16 protein-coding genes are annotated in these 17,859 nt (G+C 59.6%); 9 read left to right on the top strand and 7 right to left on the bottom strand.

Annotated features, from left to right (window positions below; all coding sequences use genetic code 11):
* Positions 1 to 54: 54 nt before the first annotated feature.
* Positions 55 to 831 (bottom strand): class I SAM-dependent methyltransferase, encoded by a 777-nt coding sequence (locus tag Q8M73_05415; protein MDP2287987.1) that lies wholly within the window; start codon positions 829 to 831, stop codon positions 55 to 57.
* A gap of 62 nt (positions 832 to 893) precedes the next feature.
* Positions 894 to 1,817 (bottom strand): NAD-dependent epimerase/dehydratase family protein, encoded by a 924-nt coding sequence (locus Q8M73_05410; protein MDP2287986.1) that lies wholly within the window; start codon positions 1,815 to 1,817, stop codon positions 894 to 896.
* Positions 1,818 to 1,948: 131 nt separating this feature from the next.
* On the opposite strand from Q8M73_05410, the gene Q8M73_05405 reads away from it, so the two are divergent.
* The 7 genes from Q8M73_05405 (at position 1,949) to Q8M73_05375 (ending at position 9,299) form a co-directional block, all read left to right on the top strand.
* Positions 1,949 to 3,031: a hypothetical protein gene (locus tag Q8M73_05405; GenBank protein MDP2287985.1), complete on the top strand. Its 1,083-nt coding sequence runs from the start codon at positions 1,949 to 1,951 to the stop codon at positions 3,029 to 3,031.
* Between the two features lie 63 nt (positions 3,032 to 3,094).
* Positions 3,095 to 4,063: a GDP-mannose 4,6-dehydratase gene (locus Q8M73_05400; GenBank protein ID MDP2287984.1), complete on the top strand. Its 969-nt coding sequence runs from the start codon at positions 3,095 to 3,097 to the stop codon at positions 4,061 to 4,063.
* Entirely contained in the window at positions 4,063 to 5,010 is a 948-nt protein-coding gene (locus tag Q8M73_05395) for an MraY family glycosyltransferase (protein ID MDP2287983.1), read from the top strand. The genes Q8M73_05400 and Q8M73_05395 overlap by 1 nt, the downstream gene beginning before the upstream one ends.
* A 12-nt stretch (positions 5,011 to 5,022) precedes the next feature.
* Positions 5,023 to 6,183, top strand: coding sequence for a glycosyltransferase (locus Q8M73_05390; protein ID MDP2287982.1), 1,161 nt, complete (start codon positions 5,023 to 5,025; stop codon positions 6,181 to 6,183).
* Complete coding sequence (locus Q8M73_05385) at positions 6,180 to 7,271, top strand: glycosyltransferase (GenBank protein MDP2287981.1); 1,092 nt, start codon at positions 6,180 to 6,182, stop codon at positions 7,269 to 7,271. Before Q8M73_05390 ends, Q8M73_05385 begins: the two co-directional genes overlap by 4 nt.
* 60 nt (positions 7,272 to 7,331) lie before the next feature.
* A complete protein-coding gene (locus Q8M73_05380) occupies positions 7,332 to 8,267 on the top strand; it encodes a glycosyltransferase family A protein (GenBank protein MDP2287980.1) in 936 nt (311 codons plus the stop codon).
* A gap of 42 nt (positions 8,268 to 8,309) precedes the next feature.
* Complete coding sequence (locus Q8M73_05375) at positions 8,310 to 9,299, top strand: methyltransferase domain-containing protein (protein ID MDP2287979.1); 990 nt, start codon at positions 8,310 to 8,312, stop codon at positions 9,297 to 9,299.
* Between the two features lie 78 nt (positions 9,300 to 9,377).
* On the opposite strand, the gene Q8M73_05370 is transcribed toward Q8M73_05375, so the two are convergent.
* Both Q8M73_05370 and Q8M73_05365 read right to left on the bottom strand, forming a co-directional pair.
* Positions 9,378 to 10,574 carry a hypothetical protein gene (locus tag Q8M73_05370; protein MDP2287978.1) on the bottom strand — a complete coding sequence of 399 codons (1,197 nt, stop codon included), beginning with the start codon at positions 10,572 to 10,574 and terminating at the stop codon, positions 9,378 to 9,380.
* Between the two features lie 39 nt (positions 10,575 to 10,613).
* Positions 10,614 to 11,579 carry a glycosyltransferase family 10 gene (locus Q8M73_05365; GenBank protein MDP2287977.1) on the bottom strand — a complete coding sequence of 322 codons (966 nt, stop codon included), beginning with the start codon at positions 11,577 to 11,579 and terminating at the stop codon, positions 10,614 to 10,616.
* A gap of 76 nt (positions 11,580 to 11,655) precedes the next feature.
* Between Q8M73_05365 and Q8M73_05360 the strand changes: the two genes are divergently transcribed.
* Both Q8M73_05360 and Q8M73_05355 read left to right on the top strand, forming a co-directional pair.
* Positions 11,656 to 12,432 (top strand): hypothetical protein, encoded by a 777-nt coding sequence (locus Q8M73_05360; protein ID MDP2287976.1) that lies wholly within the window; start codon positions 11,656 to 11,658, stop codon positions 12,430 to 12,432.
* Positions 12,429 to 13,586, top strand: coding sequence for a glycosyltransferase family 1 protein (locus Q8M73_05355; GenBank protein MDP2287975.1), 1,158 nt, complete (start codon positions 12,429 to 12,431; stop codon positions 13,584 to 13,586). The genes Q8M73_05360 and Q8M73_05355 overlap by 4 nt, the downstream gene beginning before the upstream one ends.
* 6 nt (positions 13,587 to 13,592) lie before the next feature.
* Here Q8M73_05355 and Q8M73_05350 read toward each other — a convergent pair whose 3' ends face one another.
* The 3 genes from Q8M73_05350 to Q8M73_05340 are packed head-to-tail and all read right to left on the bottom strand — an operon-like array spanning position 13,593 to position 17,843.
* Positions 13,593 to 14,633, bottom strand: coding sequence for a hypothetical protein (locus tag Q8M73_05350; protein ID MDP2287974.1), 1,041 nt, complete (start codon positions 14,631 to 14,633; stop codon positions 13,593 to 13,595).
* A 4-nt stretch (positions 14,634 to 14,637) separates the two neighbouring features.
* On the bottom strand, positions 14,638 to 15,969 hold the full coding sequence (locus Q8M73_05345; GenBank protein MDP2287973.1) for a glycosyltransferase family A protein: 1,332 nt from the start codon (positions 15,967 to 15,969) through the stop codon (positions 14,638 to 14,640).
* A complete protein-coding gene (locus Q8M73_05340) occupies positions 15,966 to 17,843 on the bottom strand; it encodes an ABC transporter ATP-binding protein (protein ID MDP2287972.1) in 1,878 nt (625 codons plus the stop codon). Before Q8M73_05340 ends, Q8M73_05345 begins: the two co-directional genes overlap by 4 nt.
* Positions 17,844 to 17,859: the final 16 nt, after the last annotated feature.

Genomic DNA, 17,859 nt, shown 5'->3' with positions numbered 1-17,859 from the left:
GAACTTGCTAGCTGCACTCAGGCAAGCGTCAGCAACATTGGACTGGGCTAGGAGCTACGACTGGCGTGATCCCTTGAGGATTTGCCTTCCCAGGGCACGGGTTTGGGTTCGAGCCACGCTCAACCCCAAGGATCTGAGACTCTCACGCTCGTACCCGCGTTCGACGAACTGCTGCGCAAGGCCATCTGTACGGCGGCGCGAGATGAGCACGAAGTTGACTCTGCCAGGTGCCACCAGGATGTCGTGGTGCACTCGCAAGGCGAACTCAAGCACCGCACGCTTGATCGGCGGATGCGCCCAATCATCGCCCGCGATGATTCCGCGCGCACTGAGAATGGACCTTGCGAATCTCAAGTCATTCGCCACTGCGTAGTGGTCGTGGTTCGCGTCAACGTACACGGCATCGGCTTGGATCCCCTGCGCACGCAAGTACTCACTTCCGCATTCTGAAGTCGCTCGCAATGGCGAGATTTTCGATCCGAAACCCTGGACAAGAACCGCATTGCGAAAAGTGTTGATCAGGGTGGGTTCGCCTTGGGACAGGCGCAAGTGGTCCTGGCTCCACTCAGTGTCAGGCAGAGCATTTCTCCAATGCTCCGGAGAACCCAGCCAGGTATCAATGCAGATGATCTTGGTTTCGATATTGCGATCGCGCGCTTCGCGCGCCCACGCGAGCGCTGAGGCTCCCTCCCAAGACCCGAATTCAACAAGAACCTTCGGGCGTAGCACTTCAATCACATCGGAGAAGAGTTGGTGTTCGCGAGCTTCAATGACTGGCCACGGCCCGTCATCAGTTGGCGCAGTCGTTTCCCATAAGTCGGCTGGATTCACGCGCGCAGAATATCCAAGCCGCAACAATTCACTGGGTGCGTGACTAGGCGAGACAGTTCCGACTACTGATGCGCGCTCAACCAAGCGAGCACCGATGCGATGCCAGCGGCCAGTGCGACGGGCTGGAGGTCAGGGAACAGTCGGCTGAGCAACTCCGGGTCACTTAGTGAATTGCGAATCTCACCTGCACGCGCCGCCCGATGCTCCTGCTTGAGATGCTTTCCCGTTTGCGCCTCGATTGCCGCAATCACATCGTTGATGCTGACACTTCTCCCGAAGGCCAGATTCACAGGCCGAGGCCATGTCAATCGTTGATCAACTGATCGCACAATCACGTCCACCACCGACGCGACGTGCGTGAAATCGCGAGTCTGATAGCCATCGCTGTGCACTTCCACGGTGCGATCCAGCAGCGCGCTCTGGGCGAAACGCGGGATCGCTGCCGCGTATTGATGGTCGGGTCGCTGCCATGGTCCGTAGACGTTGAACAGGCGAAGTACGAGGACGTCCATCGCGAAGACTTCGCGAAAAGCCAGCGCATATGACTCAGCAGCCATCTTGCTCGCCCCATATGGCGACAAGGGCTGCATCCACATCTCCTCATGCTGTGGCAGCTCAGTGTTGGCGCCATAGACAGATGACGACGAAGTGAAGACCACGTGCGCTCCAGTGTCACGGGCAGCGAGCAATACGTTCAGTGTGCCGGTGGCGTTGACTTCGTGGGTTGCTGCTGGATCAGCTATCGACCGCGCGACTGCGCCTCGCGCTGCAAGGTGCACCACCGCATCAACTCCAGAAACAGCCGAGGCAACTGTGGTGGCGTCAACCACCGAACCCTCGAGCATCTGCACTGGCAGTCCCTCAAGGTTGCTCGTTACGCCAGTCGACAGATCATCCAGCACCGTGACGTCATGCTGGCGCTGGCACAGTTCGCGCACAAGATTGGCACCGATGAATCCCGCGCCGCCGGTCACCAGGATTCTCACAATCGGCCATCATGCCGCCTGCGGCGCGTGACTTGCAGCCGGACTGTCAACACAGACAGCTGCACGTATGACATGCGAGACTTCCCGCAATGTCACTGGCCAGCGTTCTTGATTTGAACAGAGTCAAGCAAGTGAGTTCAGCCCGCTTGGCTCGTCTGCCTCGCAAGCGCGACGCTTTTGCCAATCCGACGATGAATCCAATCACCCCGGTGCAGACCGACGACGTCAATGCACTCCTATCGCGGATACCGCAGGGACAGCACGCCGATTGGGATCTGCAATTTCCAATTGCGCAGGACATCATTGATGCGGTGCAATGCTGCTTCAGCGAGCAGGGGATCTGGCCGATCTCGTTCAGCTACCCCAAGCCACCCCTGTCAATGGCAGCGGCGAAGACCGAGTTGATCAGCGCGATTCGGCCGGGCGCGGCGTACTCCTTCGACGATGAAGATGAGTACCTGCGCACCTACGCCAGCGCACACTTCAGCGTGACGCACCGCAAGGCGGGCTGGGACTGCTTTCGGCACCTGGAGATTCTCGCGGCGGGCTCCCTGCCACTCATGGTCGATGCTCATGACATTCCGCGACATTCGCTTGTCCACTATCCGAAGGCTGCAATGCGAGGAGTACTGGATCATGTCTCCCATTCGGGTGACATCGCACCTGCGTGGGTCGGCATGGCCTTCCGCGAACACTTCACATCGCATCTGACTTCTGAGGCGATGGCTCGCTATCTCTTGGAGGCGAGCGGCCTGCAGGGAGCCGAGCGCGTGCTCTTTGTTGATGCCCAGCTTCCACTCTCACCTGACTACCAGAGCGTGCTTGCTTTGATCGGTCTCAAGCAGCTGCTCGGCGCGAATTGCCAGTCCATGTATCCGGCTTCATACATATATGAGGGCAACGCCTACAGCCGTGACTTGTATGGCCGAGGATTCGGCTATACCTCTGTCGTACCAATGACTTCGCGCTCAAGCCAGGAGCGCCAATCACACAGCCGTTCGTTGAAGCGAGAGCTACGAGCCGGCCGTTTTGACGCAGTGGTGATCGGCAGCATCGCGCGCAACTGCCCACTGGCTCTGCGCATACTCAAGGACTTTCCAGCCGAGCAAACGGTATGGATACACGGCGAGGACGCGCCGCCCAGCGAATCGCAGATGGAATTCCTTCGCAACTCAGGCCCTAAGACCTTCGTGCGGTCAGTACCGGGTGTATAGAGTTCACTCGCAACATCACCGGAGTTGCGCAGCACTTACGTCAGGCGAGAGTTGAGGACGATCGTGAGAACGCTCGTCACTGGTGGCGCCGGCTTCATCGGATCCCATCTGGTTGACCGACTCGTCCAAGACGGGGATTCGGTCGTGATCCTCGATGATCTGTCGACAGGTCGCCACGAGAACATCCGTCAACACGCGAACAATCCAGATGTCGAGTTCGTCAACGGCTCGATCCTGAAAGCCGCTCTGGTCGATGAGGTGGTGCAAGGCGTTGATCGTGTCTTCCACCTGGCCGCCGCGGTCGGTGTCAATCTCATCGTGCAGCGTCCCCTAGAGAGTCTGGCCATCAACGTGCGCGGCAGCGACATCGTGCTGGAGAAGTGCCACAAGTACGGCCGCAAGGTGCTGGTGACCTCCACGAGTGAGATCTACGGCAAGAACACATCCGATGCGCTGGGCGAAGAGGACGACCGAATTCTGGGCTCACCTTTGAAGTCGCGATGGTCCTACAGCGCCGCGAAGTCCATCGAGGAAGTCCTGGCCTATGGCTACTGGGCCGAGAAGGGGCTGCCGACCGTCATCGCCCGGCTGTTCAACACTGTTGGACCTCGCCAAGTTGGGCAGTACGGCATGGTCGTGCCCAGATTCGTTGAGCAGGCACTGCGCAATGCTCCGATCACGGTCTACGGCGACGGCACTCAGAGTCGATGCTTCTGCCACGTCAGCGATGCAGTCCAAGCCCTGATGGGCCTGATGGACAATCGCGACGCTGAGGGCAAGGCCTTCAACGTCGGAAATGCCGATGAGATCAGCATGCTGGGTCTTGCTGAGGCTATTCGCTCCCAATTGCACTCATCCAGTGAGATCTCGCTCATCCCCTACGAGCAGGCATACGAGCATGGCTTCGAGGATATGCAGCGTCGACGGCCCGACACCACGCGCATTCACGAGCTTCTTGGCTGGACACCCACCAAGACTCTTGAAGAGATCATCAGCGATGTCTCCACAGATTTGCGGGCGCGGTCGGTCTAGTGGACGACCTGGCCCCCGCCTTTGCGCTGTTGGCCTTTTTCGGTGCACTTGCCCTGAGCGCTGCACTGGTCTGGTTGAGCATTGCCATTGCTCATCGTTATGACATCGTGGATCACCCAGACGGCGGTCGCAAGGTGCAGGCCTATGCCATCCCCAAGCTCGGCGGCGTCGCCATCGCTATCGCCTTCTCCGCTTCTGCGCTGCTGGTGCTCTCGCGAGGCGATGAGCCCGTCGTACTCGAAGAAGCACTTGGCATTCTGTTGCCCGCGATCGCTGCCGCGGCGATCGGATATGTCGATGACAAACGTGGGCTGAGCCCGGCGATTCGACTGCTGCTGCAAGGGCTTGTCGGATTGTCCATCGCATTTGCTCTGCGCAACACAGTCATGATCACTGACAACCAGTGGATCAATGGCGTGATCGTGATTCTTTGGGTGATGGCGCTGATTAACGGCGTGAACCTGCTCGACAATTCCGATGGGTTAGCCGGGGCAACTGTGCTGGTTTCAGCATTGATCGCATCTGCAGTGGCTGCCGCCTGCGGACAGATTCTCATCGCATTGCTCGGCTTCGCACTGGCTGGAACTGCAGCTGGCTTCCTTGTGTACAACTGGAATCCAGCACGCGTCTACATGGGCGACTCCGGCGCCTATTTTCTTGGCACCTTGCTCGCCGCACTGACTCTGCAGTTGAAGGTTGCCTACGCCGATGTTCCGGTGACTCTTCTCATCCCGATTCTGGTCGCAGCACTGCCACTGCTGGACACCACGTTTGTGATCGTCAGCCGAATGCGCCGAGGGATCCATCCCTTCACTGCCGGTCGCGACCACCTGAGTCATCGCCTGCAAGGCGCCGGCATGAGCGTTCGTTCCTCAGTCTTCACTTTGGAGGCAATCATGCTGGCCGCGGGGATCGGCGCCTTCGCGCTCACTCTTGTCTACCGATGACAGACTGCGCCTATGACAAGGCGCATCCGGGTTATGCGCATCATCGCCCGAATGAATGTCGGGGGCCCGGCTGTCGAGGTGGTCGGCCTGATGCGGCATCTGGATGCCGAGCGCTTCGATCACCAGCTGTACACCGGCTGGTGCGCGCCGGATGAGGCCGACTATCTGCTGACTCAGGCCCCTGACGTGCCCGTGCACCGTGTTGATGGGCTCGGACGAGCCGTGCGACTGGGCGACGACATTCTTGTCGTCAATCGTCTACGAAAGGCCATTCGCGATTTTCGTCCAGACATCATTCACACGCACACTGCGAAAGCCGGTGTCATAGGTCGCACTGCGGCGATGCTCGCTGGAACCAATGCTGCGCTCGTCCACACTTTCCACGGCCACTTGCTGCACGGATACTTCTCACCCAACAAGACAAAGGCAGTCATCGCACTCGAGAAGTATCTTGCAAGCAGATCTTCGAGATTGGTCGCTGTCGGAACACAAGTCCGCGATGACCTCTTGGCCGTCGGCGTGGGAAGCCCCGAGAAGTTCGCTGTCATTCCACCCGGGCTGGACTTCACACCTCGATTCGATGGCACTCGAGTTCGAGCAACGCTGGGGATCCCCGAGGATGCGATTGTTATCGCACTCATTGGTCGCCTGACGGGCATCAAACGTGCCGATCGATTTGCCGAGGCCGTCGCAATTCTTCAGGCGCGAAATCCCGATGCGCCACTCAGGTTCATCGTGGCCGGTGGTGGGGATACGGCCGAAGATCTGAACGCACGCATTGCGGGATCGCAGCTGCCCATCCAGATGCTTGGCTGGAGATCTGATGTGGACGAATTACTGGCAGCCACCGACGTCCTGGTGCTGACCAGCGACAACGAAGGCACGCCTGTGAGCCTGATTCAGGCTGCCCTGTCGGGCAAGCCGGTGGTCGCGACCAACGTCGGCTCGGTCAAGGATGTGGTGATCAACGAGCTCACTGGCCTACTGTGCGAGCCGACAGCCACCAGTGTTGCCAACGCCCTTGAGCGCCTGATCAATGACGCATCGCTGCGCACCTCCTTGGGTGCCAATGCCGCCTCCTGGGCAGAGGGCAAGTTCACCTCAGAGCGACTCGCTGATGATCACGCCCGGCTGTACCTGGAAGCCCTGCACGACAAGAGGGCGTCAACGTGAGCCAGGACCAGAATTCGATTCGCATCGTCGAAGTGGTCAACGGGATCGGCTTTGGAGGAGCGGAGCTCGCGCTCATCCGGCGACTGCGGCATCAGCCAGCCAATGTGCGCACCACAGTGATCTCCACCGACCCCGAACTCAATGAACTCTCCGGCCAGGTGGCCGCTCTGGTGGATCGCTTGATCGAACAGTCACCTGACCGCAATGGATCTGGATCATTGGCAGCCATGGTCGCAGCCGAGCAGCCTGATCTGATCATCATTCACACTCCGCGAGGAGCCTTCACTTTGCTGCGCAGCCCGCTTGCTCGCAGGGTGCCGTGCGTTGTCGTCGTGCATGCGACATTCAGCAGTCCCAATCATGTCCTGCAGCCGATCGTCAGTGCGCTGCTGACCAGCGTCAATCATCGAGCAGCCATGCACATTGCAGTGTCGACTGCGGCCGCTGCTGGATCACAGGCCAAGCGAGCCGGCAATATGCACATCTGCCCCCTGGGCGGAGATCTGGAGCCGGCACCTCCCACAACGGACCTGTGGCCAAGCACCGCGCGCTTGCGACTTCTGGCGCTGAGTCGACTCACGGCATCCAAGAACCTGGCTGCGCTGGTTGAGGCCGCCCACTTGGAAGCAGAAACTGTGCGGGAAAGAGGAGCCTTCCTGGCCATCGTCGGCGACGGGCCAATGCTCGAACTGCTGTCCGAGCTCATCGAGCAGCGTGGACTCTCCGACATCGTGCGCACACATCCGGCGATCGTGCCGGCATCGGCGCTGCTTGCAGAGGCCGACGAGCTCATCGTCAGCTCCACATCTGAAGGCGGTCCGATCACCATCTTCGAAGCGCTGCTTGCCGGCACCCGTGTGACCAGCACGCCTGTCGGCGTCGCGCCTGACGTCCTGGTGGACGACGCGGGACTGCATGTGCTCAATGACGCCTCCACTGCATCACTGCGCATAGGGCTCCGGCTCTCGCTGAAGCGTGATGCAGTTGACCTCAGCGAGCGTCGACAGCGAGCAGAACGCGGCAGCCGTTGGTCGGCGGCGCACTCCGCAGAGCAGTTCTACGCACTGGCACTCAGCGCCCGCATGTGAGCGCTCGTTGCTTGGCGGCGGACCGGCCACCTCACCGCTGCTCGTTACGATGACACTGCGATGAACCTTCCCCAGACTGCGCCGACAATCGTGGTCGGCATCTGCGCCTACAAGAAGGCCGAGGGTCTGCACACGCTGCTCACCGCCCTGGCGGCTCAGGAGACATCCAGACCTTGGCGATTGGTCCTCGTCGACAACGACCCCGAAGGCAGTGCCAAAGAGATCTTCGATCGTCGCCGCGGGGAATTCTCAGTGCCAACGGAGTACATCTACGAGAACGCCGGAAGGCTGGTAGCCGCCCGCAATGCCATTCTCGACAAAGCAGCGCCGCATGAATCCGTGCTGTACATCGATGACGACTGCGCACCGGACTCTGGCTGGCTTGAGGCATTCGCCTGCGCTGCTGAGAAGTTCCCCGATGCGGTGCTTGCTGGTCCGCTCACCGCCACCCTCATGCCCGGTGTCACTCCACCGGAGTGGTCAAGCAACATGTGGTTCTTCAATGTGCAGCCATACAGCGATGGCGACCTTGTCGGCATGGCTGCAGATGGCAATGCCCTACTCCCGCCGAAGCTGATTCACGTGTTCGGGCTGCGCTTTGAACCATATTTCGATGCCGGGCGCGGGCAGGACACGGATCTGTTTCTGCGCTGGAAGGCTCAAGGTGGAGAAATCCGCTGGGTGAGTGGCGGTCATGCCATTGAGTGGATCCCCCAAGATCGCACGACGACCAAATACCTGCGCGCGCGGTCACTGGCTGCCGGCTACGGCTTCACCCGCATCAACCTGTACCGGCGTACCGGGCGAGCAAGGCGGCTTGCCACAACCGGTGTCGACCTTGTCGCTGGAACAGCGAGATACATCGCCGGCGCTGCGCGCAGGGATGCAAATGCGCGCGGCCGTGCCGTGTACGACCTTTCCATTGGCGTTGGCAGTGTGCGGGCCTTTGCCGAACAGGGGCGCGAAATATTCGCACGAAGGGGTCGACGTGGGTGATCGTGGGCTGCAGTCGACTTCGCGCGAAAGAGGGCCGAAGCAATGAACGCTGTCTGTCGAAATTGCGGTTCAACCTCGGTGATTGAGGTCGACCAGGGATTCCTTGCTCCCTTCTTCGCCAAGCGCGTGCACGGGATTGACGTCTCCACCTTCGGACACGACCTGCAAAGCGCTGTCGAAAACACGCCACACTCCTTCAAGCGCACCGTCGGCATCAGAGTGCAGAAGTACTTGCGGAGATTTGCGTCAGCTCGACGTGCGCTCGAGCACCGTTCGTCGATGAAGGTTCCCCTGCAGGTGTGCCAGGACTGCACCTTTGTTGGTCCTCGCCGCGCGTACAGAGCCGAAGAACTCCTGCCCCTGTACGAGGACTACCGATCCGCCACCTACAACGCTGATCGATCGGCATACGAGCCCAACTACTCCGTCATCCAGGACTTGGTTGGCAAGAGTGCTGGCGAAGTCCAATCACGCCTGGACAACATCGCTTCGCTCTTGGCCGACGTGCTGGATCCGACATCGGTGCGAACCGTCATCGACTGGGGAGGTGGCGATGGCCGTTTCGTGCCGCTGGCTCTGCGCAAGAGCAGGGTGCTGATCGTCGAGGTCTCTGATGAACCACTCGTTGACCCCAGTTTTGTTCGGCTTGCCATGGCCCCCGATGGCACCAAGGCCGAGTACATCCAGGTGTGTCACCTACTGGAGCACGTCTCCTCACCGAGAGCGCTGCTCGCGCAAGTGCTGCGTCACGCCAGCGATGAAGCGATCATCTATCTGGAAGTTCCTCTGGACAGAAGCACAGAGGAGATCGTCCGTTTCCAGGAGCAGGATGGCTCGGTTCGCCATGGCATACATGAGCACTTGAACCTGTTCTCCATTGAGTCACTTCGACGATTGGGGACGAGCCAGGGGCTGTCTGAACTCGATGTTCGAGAGGTGGTGCTCGATCTTGGCTGGACGCAGCTCACGGTGCTGTGCGGGCTGTTCCGGTTTCCAGGAGCAACAGGTGCAGGCCCTTCGCCGAGAACCTAGCTTGGCCAGCTAGAGCAATCCCTTTGACTGCATCAGTTCGCCAAGCCTGGTTCGCAGCCGTATCCATGCGGATCGAGCTCAGAGACCTTCAGCAGCCCCAGCGGAATCGGTTGTTAGTTCGGTGGGTCCCGATTCCTTGGCCTTCCTAGTCTTGGCCTTCCAACGAGCCCCCAGTGCCAAGAAGGCCGTGAGCAGAACAAATGGGAGCATCACCCGAGCCGCCTCGAATCCACTGTGCGCCAGCAAAGTGGTGATGATGCCTATGAAGAGGAAGAGCAATCCCAACAAGCTGCGCCTATCGACCTTGAGTGAGAGGAACGCAAGCACGTAGAAGCCCACGATGCTCAGCCGAGTGAATATCTCAACCGTGTAGTAGACAAGCGACGACCCGAAATCCACATCTTGCCAATTGGGATTCGGGGTCAAGATGATCGCCAATCGCTTCGGTGTGAACAGGCTGAGTATCGCGCTCGGGTCCTTCAGAAGGGCTGCTCGAATCTCCGCCGCTGCCTCATTGGAGCAGGTAGCCATCGCCAGACTGTCGAGTTCGCGCCGAGCGAACTCTGGTAGGCAATCACGTCCAATGTGGATCGCCTCATACAGATTCGAGCCGCTAAAAGTCGTGAGCGCGATCGTGTGGAACTGCGTCCATTGCATGATGTGAAAGGGAAGCAGGAGCACAGCGGAGCCCACGAAAAGAATCCAGCGATTGCATTTGAACCAGAAGAGTCCAAATATCAACGCTGGAATGACGATGAGAGAGCCCGTCGGGCGGCTCATGTCCACCAGAAAGAGTGCGAGAACTAGTACGACTATGGGTAGCTTGGAAACCTGTCTGGGCAGTTCCGACAACAAAATCAGGGTGACTATCAGACCTAAGGCGAATGTGATGTCATACAGAGGTCCGGCCCACGAGGATAGATAGATAACGATGCTCAAGGGAGCGAGCATGATCCAGAACAATCGCTCGTTGCCCAGGCGCAGCGCTTCACGATAGAACAGCGCCAGTACCAAGAATGCAACAAGTGCATAGGCCAGACTCGAACTCAGCCACAGGTTCCCGGTCAAGGCGTAGTCGAGTCTTTCAACTGGAACCCAGGGTCTCAGCACGGGGATCCCAGTGAAGAGTTGCGGAAACTCAGGCGGGGCGTAGACCGACATCCACCCTGAATTTGGAGTCTTCGGGGTTGTGGAAATCAGAATCACGCATCCAGCCAGCATGCCGAGCAGCGATAGACCATGCCGTCTTTGCAACTTCGGGAAATACGCTGACATGAGCCGACGAGTAATAGGAGTGGCGTTCAATCGGTTCATTCAGATCAACTCCCGCTCCCGCAGGATCTCCCCTAGCCGAGCGCGAACCCGAATAAGCGAGGGGCTTTTCTTCAGGATTGCCTGACTGGCCATTCGATCAATTTCCTGAGAATCCGCGTTGAGTTCGCCCACCGCTTCAACAAGCTTGTCGATGCTGGCGTGTTGAGCAAGATTGAGCACGGCCGATTCATTTACATAGCCTTGACTGTCCCACCCGTTCCAAATGGGTATGCATCCACCTGCCCAGGCATCAAAGACCTTTTCGGTGACATATCCAGGATGCACGTCATTCTCGAAGCAGATGCAGAAGCGGTAATTGCGCAGCACCTCATCCTTGGTGCTAACTACTCGGCCAGAGAAACTTCCGAAGACATCCACCGGACCGATAGTTTCCAGCGCACTGATGGCAGACAGGCGTTGGTGTTCGCCGTTGTTGATGATCGCGCATGCAAAACCGGGCCTTTGGGATGCATTGCCAATGCGAGGCGCCATGAGTTCCTTGATTGTTACTTCACGCCCAAGCCTGTTCTCCGGACTGCGCTCGACTCGCATGGGCGCCAGGAGTTCAGGCAGGAGCATCCACCACTGAGGAAAGTACAGATTGCCCATCAGTTCCGAATCTGGATCGAACGAGAGGGTGAGATCCCAACCAGCCGAAGGTGGAGGGGGGCGGAAGTTCTCACCTGTGAACCAAACCGACACTCGTGCATCATTGCTTGGCTGCGCTGGGATTGAAGGCAAGCGACCAATGTGAGCCCGCGCGTGCAGTTCACGACGAGCACGCGCGCCTACCCGCTCAACTAAGGATGGCCAAGGAATCACAGTGGAGACGAACTCCAGATCCACTGGGCCGTGATCGCGGCGTTCGACTTGTACGTCTGGAGCAATACCCTCGATAAGAGGGATGAAGAAGTCTTGCGCATCAAATCCATGCCAGAAGTTCCTGAAGCGAGCAGTGACTTTCACCCGCGAATGATAGATGCCTTTGCTGGTCGGTCTGGGTGAAGACGGAAAGCTCGCAATTCGCTTCTATAGTTGCCACGTGTCTCCCTCAGGCAAGCAGACAATTACTGTCGTCTCCTGCCATTTCGGAGATCCGTTCTGGATCAGCCACATGTGCAGGCAACTTGATCGATTCAGCGATGAGCGCCTCGAGCAGATCGTCCTCGTTGACCAGTCACGGAACTCGCGCGAAGCACTGGTCTGTCTCCCGCGCGTATCGCAGGTGCTGAGCTTTCCGGTGGACCAGGAGGAGATGGCACTTGTGGGGCACGATCACCCCGCATCAGTGAATCGCGCGCTGAGATCAATCGACTTCACGACTTCCCACGTGCTGGTGCTGGATTCCGACTGCTTTCCCATCGCCCCTGACTGGCTTGACCATTTGCATGACGTCAGTCTTGCCAGCGATCCCCGCCACGGAGACCTGTCGCATCCGTGTTTCATGCTCTTCCCAGCTGGTATCGCCTCACAATTGGATTTCGCCGAGGATATGCGGAGCAACCACACGGACACCGGCAGGCATGTTGGAGCACAGATTGCGCGCCTGGGACTGGAAGTACGGTTCAATCGACCTCAGGTGGCGTTCAGCGGATACCGCGGGCATTTCATGCTGAATCGACGCATCTATCACCATGGCTCGGCCTCCTTCGCCAGCTCCCCAGACAGTCGACTCAATGGGCAGATTGATCGCACGAATGAAGCGCGGCTGCGTGAACTTGCGGAGTCCGGCAATTTCGAATTGACGCGCAAGGATCTGATGGAGTTCGAATTACAGGGGGCCAGGCGACGACTCACCAGTATGACCGGCAGCCGATGACCGATGACACTCGTAGATCCACAGGCATGCTGAGTGTGGCCTTCGACAGCGAGATCTTCGTTCGTCAACAGCGGGGTGGCATCAGCCGCTACTTCGCAGAGTTGATCGGCGAGTACACAAGGCATGAGGATCTAGGAATCAGAGCTTCGCTGCTCTTCTCACGAAGCAGCAACCAACACCTTCGCGAGTCCGTTCCTTCACTCACCGCGCAGATGCCTGCACTTCGCGCTGTACCGCGCGGAGTTCCACGCATGCTGCATCTAGGAGATGCGTTCAAGGATGCCTTTGTGAACTACCGGGCTTCCAGCGATCAGGGCGGCCACGGCTTCGACTGGGTGCATGCCACCTATTTCCGGCCCAAGAGAGTTGATGTCGCGCGAGGCCAACGACTAGCGGTCACCTTGTACGACATGACTCCTGAGCTGCTTGGGGTCGACATGCAACACGGCCCCCACCGTGGCAAGCACGAGACTCTGGCTCGCGCTGACCTCATCCTGTCGATCTCGCAGGCATCAGCCGACCAACTGGCAGCGCTCATGCCGGCAGCAGCGAGCAAGACAGTGGTCGTTCCACTAGGGGTGTCGGACGTATTCCTGCAAGCTGCGCCACAAGAAGCAGCGGTTGTGGATTTTCCCTACCTGCTCTTTGTCGGTTCCCGGCTGCCCTACAAGCGATTTGACCTCTTGCTGGCGGCACTGGCTCAGCTGCGAGGCCATGGCCTCGATCTTGGGCTCGTGATAGCCGGTGAACCACTGTCCGAGATTGAGGTCAGGCAAGTTGCGCAACAATTGCCAACTGACCGCTTCGCTGAATTCACCCCCAGCGACCCGAAGCTGGCCGGGCTGTACTCGCACGCATCTGCATTCGTCTTTCCCTCGGAGATGGAGGGCTTCGGGCTGCCCCTGCTTGAGGCGATGGCGTGCAACTGTCCGGTCATTGCCTCTGCCATTCCGGTGTTTCACGAGGTAGCAGGGGCCGCCGCCCACTACTTCGAGCCTGGCAACTCTGAACATCTGGCTGAGGTGATTGTGGAGGTGCTGAGCAACGACGATGCTCGCGTGCAGTTGCAATCTCTGGGCAGGCAACTCGCACTGCAGTCCACCTGGCATGCAACTGCGCTTGCCACCGCAAATGCCTATCGCGCGTTCAACTGAGCCGAACTACTGCTTGTTACCTCGCGCCTGGAGTCTGGTCAGGATGCGTCGAGCCCGACCCAGTGACCAAGGCGGGGTTGCCTGGTAAGGATCGATCGGCCAGATCTGAACCGGCAAGCGCGCCAGCTCACCGCGGCTCTGCAAGTCTTCGCAGGCGATGTCTGTGTAGCGGTGAAAGACATTGAATTCATTGAGCACTTTGTCACGGCTTGCCCGAAGCAGCGGAAGGGCATTCACGCTGGTATCGCTGTTGATGAGCTCATCTATGCGCGCGATCGAGCCGCGCAGATCACGAATGTCGATTGCCGAGAATGAGCCCGGATCAAAGTACTCACCTGCATTGGGCGCACCCCAGTAGATCGGATAGGCGAGCGCGAGAAAGGCGTCAAACAGCTTCTCGGTGATGACATTGCTGTCTGATCGATTCTCCAGTACGACGGTGTAGGAGTACGGAGCCAGGCCATCCCATTTCTCAACTATGGGATTGACGCCATTGCCATACCAGTCCAGCGCGTCACCAAAATGCGACTTGAGTTGCTCGACGAAGCGCAGACGCATTCGGTGCTCGGGAGTCAACTGCTGCGTGGAGCAGAACACCGACAGCATTCGGGTCTTAGGCAAGGACTCAAGAGCTCCGAGGTACTCCACCCCACGCTCATGCTGCTGGGTGATGGAACTACCGTGATTGGCGTTGATCATCCACGGCAGGAACGGCAGGCTGAACTCCACGCTGGGCTTGTAGACGTCATGACAGGTGAAGACCCGCGCGAATTGGTCCAGAAACGCAGAACGGTTGTCGTCTTCGGCGTAGTACCCCGGTGGATATGACACTTCAGAGGTGACGAAATAGACCCGCGAGGCGGGCACCTCGCACACTCGATCGTTGTCGTTGACGTCCTCACTGACGAACCAGAAGTCGGCTTGGGTCACTGACGGATCATTGACATGCAGGCGACATCCCGCGAAGGAGTTGTCAGCGCTACCAAGGAACTGCGAGAGATTGGGCGCAAGAGCGCCGCCGCGAGCCGAGATCTTGATGTCGATCATCGATTCAGCTGGCCTTGCGCTTCAGCATTGCTCGCAGTCGATGCGGCACTCGTTTGGACGTTGTGCGATAGGCGGCCAGGACCTTGCGTTCCATTGGCTGCAGGCCAGACGTGATGCTCGCCGAATCCTCCAACTGCGCTTCCACCTGATCGCGCACACCACTGGCCAGAATCTCATCGGTGCTTGCACTGGAGCAGGCAATGACAATCCCTCGGGCGCGAGAGCCAGACGGGGTCTTCTGATGCTCGCAGAGCAAAGTCGGGCGCGAACTCGACACTGGCGTGATTCTGCCGGCGCGTGCGATGGCAATCGACCGCGCGCAAAGATCCCGAGACGCTTCAACGCTCAGCTCAGCGCCAGCGGCCATCGACTCAGCCGGAGCGGCAGGCATGCCCAGCCAGGTGGCCAGGACGGCATCAGTTGGAGTCAGGCCAAGGGCAGCTGCTGATTGGCGCATGGCCGGCAGCAGTGCCTCGACGGGCACGTCTGCTCCATAGAGCGCGGAGACCGTTGAGATTGAGATGGGCAGGCCGAAGACCGGATCGCCATAGACCGGGCCACCGGCCTGAACCATTGCGTCCAGCAGAACTTCGAGTGCTGTCGATTCGGACTCCTGCTGAAAGGCAGCGAATCGCGGACCGATCACCACTGAATTCAGCATCCATGCGGCCTCGGCATATTTGCGGCGAGTGGACCACATGTAGCTCTCCTGCTGGGGATGGCGCCGGTAGGCGATCGTGGCTCGACCCGTGTAGGCGGCAGGTCCGCTGAGCACACAATTCAACTGAACCCACCAGTCGAAGGTGAAGCGCAGTTGCGGCAGCGCTCCATCGAGCACTGAACTGCGGAAGGCAAAGGCTGGCCAGGAGAACTCCGGGCGCGCGAACAGTCGTCCGATGAGTGCTGCTCTGGAGGATCCGGCGGACGGAATCGACACCCCAGCCTGCATGACACCTTGCGGATCCATGTCCTGAATGCCAGCCGCGACACACACTGCCCCTGGTGTGCTGGCGATCGCGACTCGCAGGTCTGCCAGGTGTCCTGGTAGATAACGATCATCATCACCGGGGAAGGTGACCCAATCGCAGTCGAACTGCTCACGAGCGGCATCGATCCACTGCCGCGCATCGGGCACGTTGACCTCCACGCGCAGCGAGTGCACTGGGGTCTGCTGCCGAGCCAGCCACTCGTGAATGACGGCAGGGGTGTTGTCGGATGACGCGTTGTCCACGATCAGCACGGGCGATTGCTCATCGAGTTGCGGCTCCAGACTCGCGAGCAGCTCACTGAGGTAGGCCGAGCGTCCCTTGGTCACGACGATGGTCGCGATCTTCACTCTGTCCACCGATCAATCCCAGACAGGTGGGCCTGACGCTCGAAGGCTGGGTTACGTTCGCGGATGTCGGCGAAGCTGCCCATGTCTGACACTCCGCCTTCCTCCAGGAAGATCACCGCGTCTGCCTTGCGGATGGTGGCCAGCCGGTGCGCGATGGTCACGGTGGTGACCTCGCTGCTCAGGGAGTTCAGCGCCTCGGCAATCAGCGCCTCGGTCTCGGCGTCCAAGGCGCTGGTCGCCTCGTCAAGCACCAGCAGGCGCGGATGGCTGAACAGCGCGCGCGCCAATCCCAATCGCTGACGTTGGCCGCCGCTGAGTCGCACGCCGCGCTCACCGATCACGGTGTCCAGACCATCACGCTGGTCGAGCAGAAAATCCGCAAGCCGTGCCTGTTGCAAGGCCTGCCAGATGCGTCCATCTGCCTCGACTTCAGCCTCCAGTCCAAGTGCGACGTTCTCTCGGACGGTGCCATTGATCATTGCCACGTGCTGCGGCACATAGGCCATGGCACCTGGCCAGCGGGCAATCACTTCAGCGGGTGACATCCCCGAGATCTGCACTGAGCCTTCCTGCGGCTGGAGCACGCCGAGGATGACATCAGCCAATGTCGATTTGCCCGCACCCGTTGAGCCAACAACTGCTATCCGCCCACCCGCAGGAACGGTCAGTGTGATCTTGCTGATTGCCGGGCTGGTGGCTCCCGGGTACACCACGGTCACGTCCTGGATCACGATCCGCGGATCGAAGCCGAGGTACTGCTCGGGCACCATGGTGGGCGACTTCGCGCGCTGGACGTCTGCCCCCGGGGCCGGAGCGGTGTTGAGCTCATCGATCAAGGGCATCAAGGTGGACGAGAAGCCGATGCCCGATCGGATGCTCAGGATCAGTGTGTTGATGCGGAGCATGGAGGGCAGCACTCGGGAACCAGCAGCCACGAACAGCACGATGATGCCGACTGCCTGAGTGGGACCAGAGACTGAGAACTGCCAGGCAACCAGCAGCACTCCGCCGATGACCAGCGAGGTCTCATAGGCGATCTTCGGCAATTGCATCAGGAAGAGTGAATCCCCCGCAGCCTTGCCGGCCACGCGCCACAGTCTGCCGATGGCTTCGGAGTACTGCGCACGTCGGCCAAGGACAAAGACCTCGCGGTAGGCAACCATCGCCTCCTGAAGTCGCTGCTGCCCAAGCACTGAGGTCGAACCAAGCAGGATGCCAAGGCGGCCGGCCCAGGCACTGAGAGATCGGTGAATGCCAAAGCCGATTGCGGCGAAGTACACCGTGGCCACCAGCGTGACGATTGGGTCAATGAGCATCAACGTGATGAACAGCAGGCCCATCAAGGCCAGTTCACTGAGCATCAATGCGATCGAGCCGAGCATCGAGGTGACCAGCGTTGCCACACCAGTGGAAATTGCAAACACCGTCTCTTGGCTTGATCGCTTCTCAATTGCCAGAATCGGCTGCGCAAGCAGACTCTCAGCCAGTCGAGCCGAGACCTCTCCCTGCCGGGACCCAAGGAATACAAAGATTCGACGCATCAGCAGAGCTGAGATCAAGCTCTTGCCCAGCAGGAATAAGGCCGCCAAGCCAGCGACCATCCCGGCCAGTGTGAGGACGTTGACGTCCTCCAGGCCAAGAGCGCTCACCACGCCGGTCAGGCTGCTGGGTACGCCCGAATCCTGGATAGCCGCGGTTGCCAGCACGCCCACCAAGCCCAGGAGCACCACACCAATGATGTCCAAGGTTGAAGCAGCCATTTGGGCTACGACCACGAAGCGATATCGAAGGCGGTCACGTGGTGAGAGCAGGCTCAGCGCGCGCGACACGGCCAGCCGAATGCTGACCCTCAGCGGCAGGTCAGAGTCAGCCATAGGTCAAGACTATCGG

The sequence above is a fragment of the Actinomycetota bacterium genome (assembly GCA_030684515.1).
Lineage (GTDB): Bacteria > Actinomycetota > Actinomycetes > S36-B12 > S36-B12 > UBA11398.
Note: the sequence above shows the minus strand (reverse complement) of the source record. Positions and strands in the feature narration are given on the sequence as shown.

Excerpts from the sequence above, each read along its gene's own strand:
- Q8M73_05390 (MDP2287982.1), top strand. The coding sequence starts at position 5,023 with ATGACAAGGCGCATCCGGGTTATGCGCATCATCGCCCGAATGAATGTC.
- Q8M73_05380 (MDP2287980.1), top strand. The coding sequence starts at position 7,332 with ATGAACCTTCCCCAGACTGCGCCGACAATCGTGGTCGGCATCTGCGCC.
- Q8M73_05375 (MDP2287979.1), top strand. The coding sequence starts at position 8,310 with ATGAACGCTGTCTGTCGAAATTGCGGTTCAACCTCGGTGATTGAGGTC.
- Q8M73_05370 (MDP2287978.1), bottom strand. The coding sequence starts at position 10,574 with ATGTCAGCGTATTTCCCGAAGTTGCAAAGACGGCATGGTCTATCGCTG.
- Q8M73_05355 (MDP2287975.1), top strand. The coding sequence starts at position 12,429 with ATGACCGATGACACTCGTAGATCCACAGGCATGCTGAGTGTGGCCTTC.
- Q8M73_05350 (MDP2287974.1), bottom strand. The coding sequence starts at position 14,633 with ATGATCGACATCAAGATCTCGGCTCGCGGCGGCGCTCTTGCGCCCAAT.
- Q8M73_05340 (MDP2287972.1), bottom strand. The coding sequence starts at position 17,843 with ATGGCTGACTCTGACCTGCCGCTGAGGGTCAGCATTCGGCTGGCCGTG.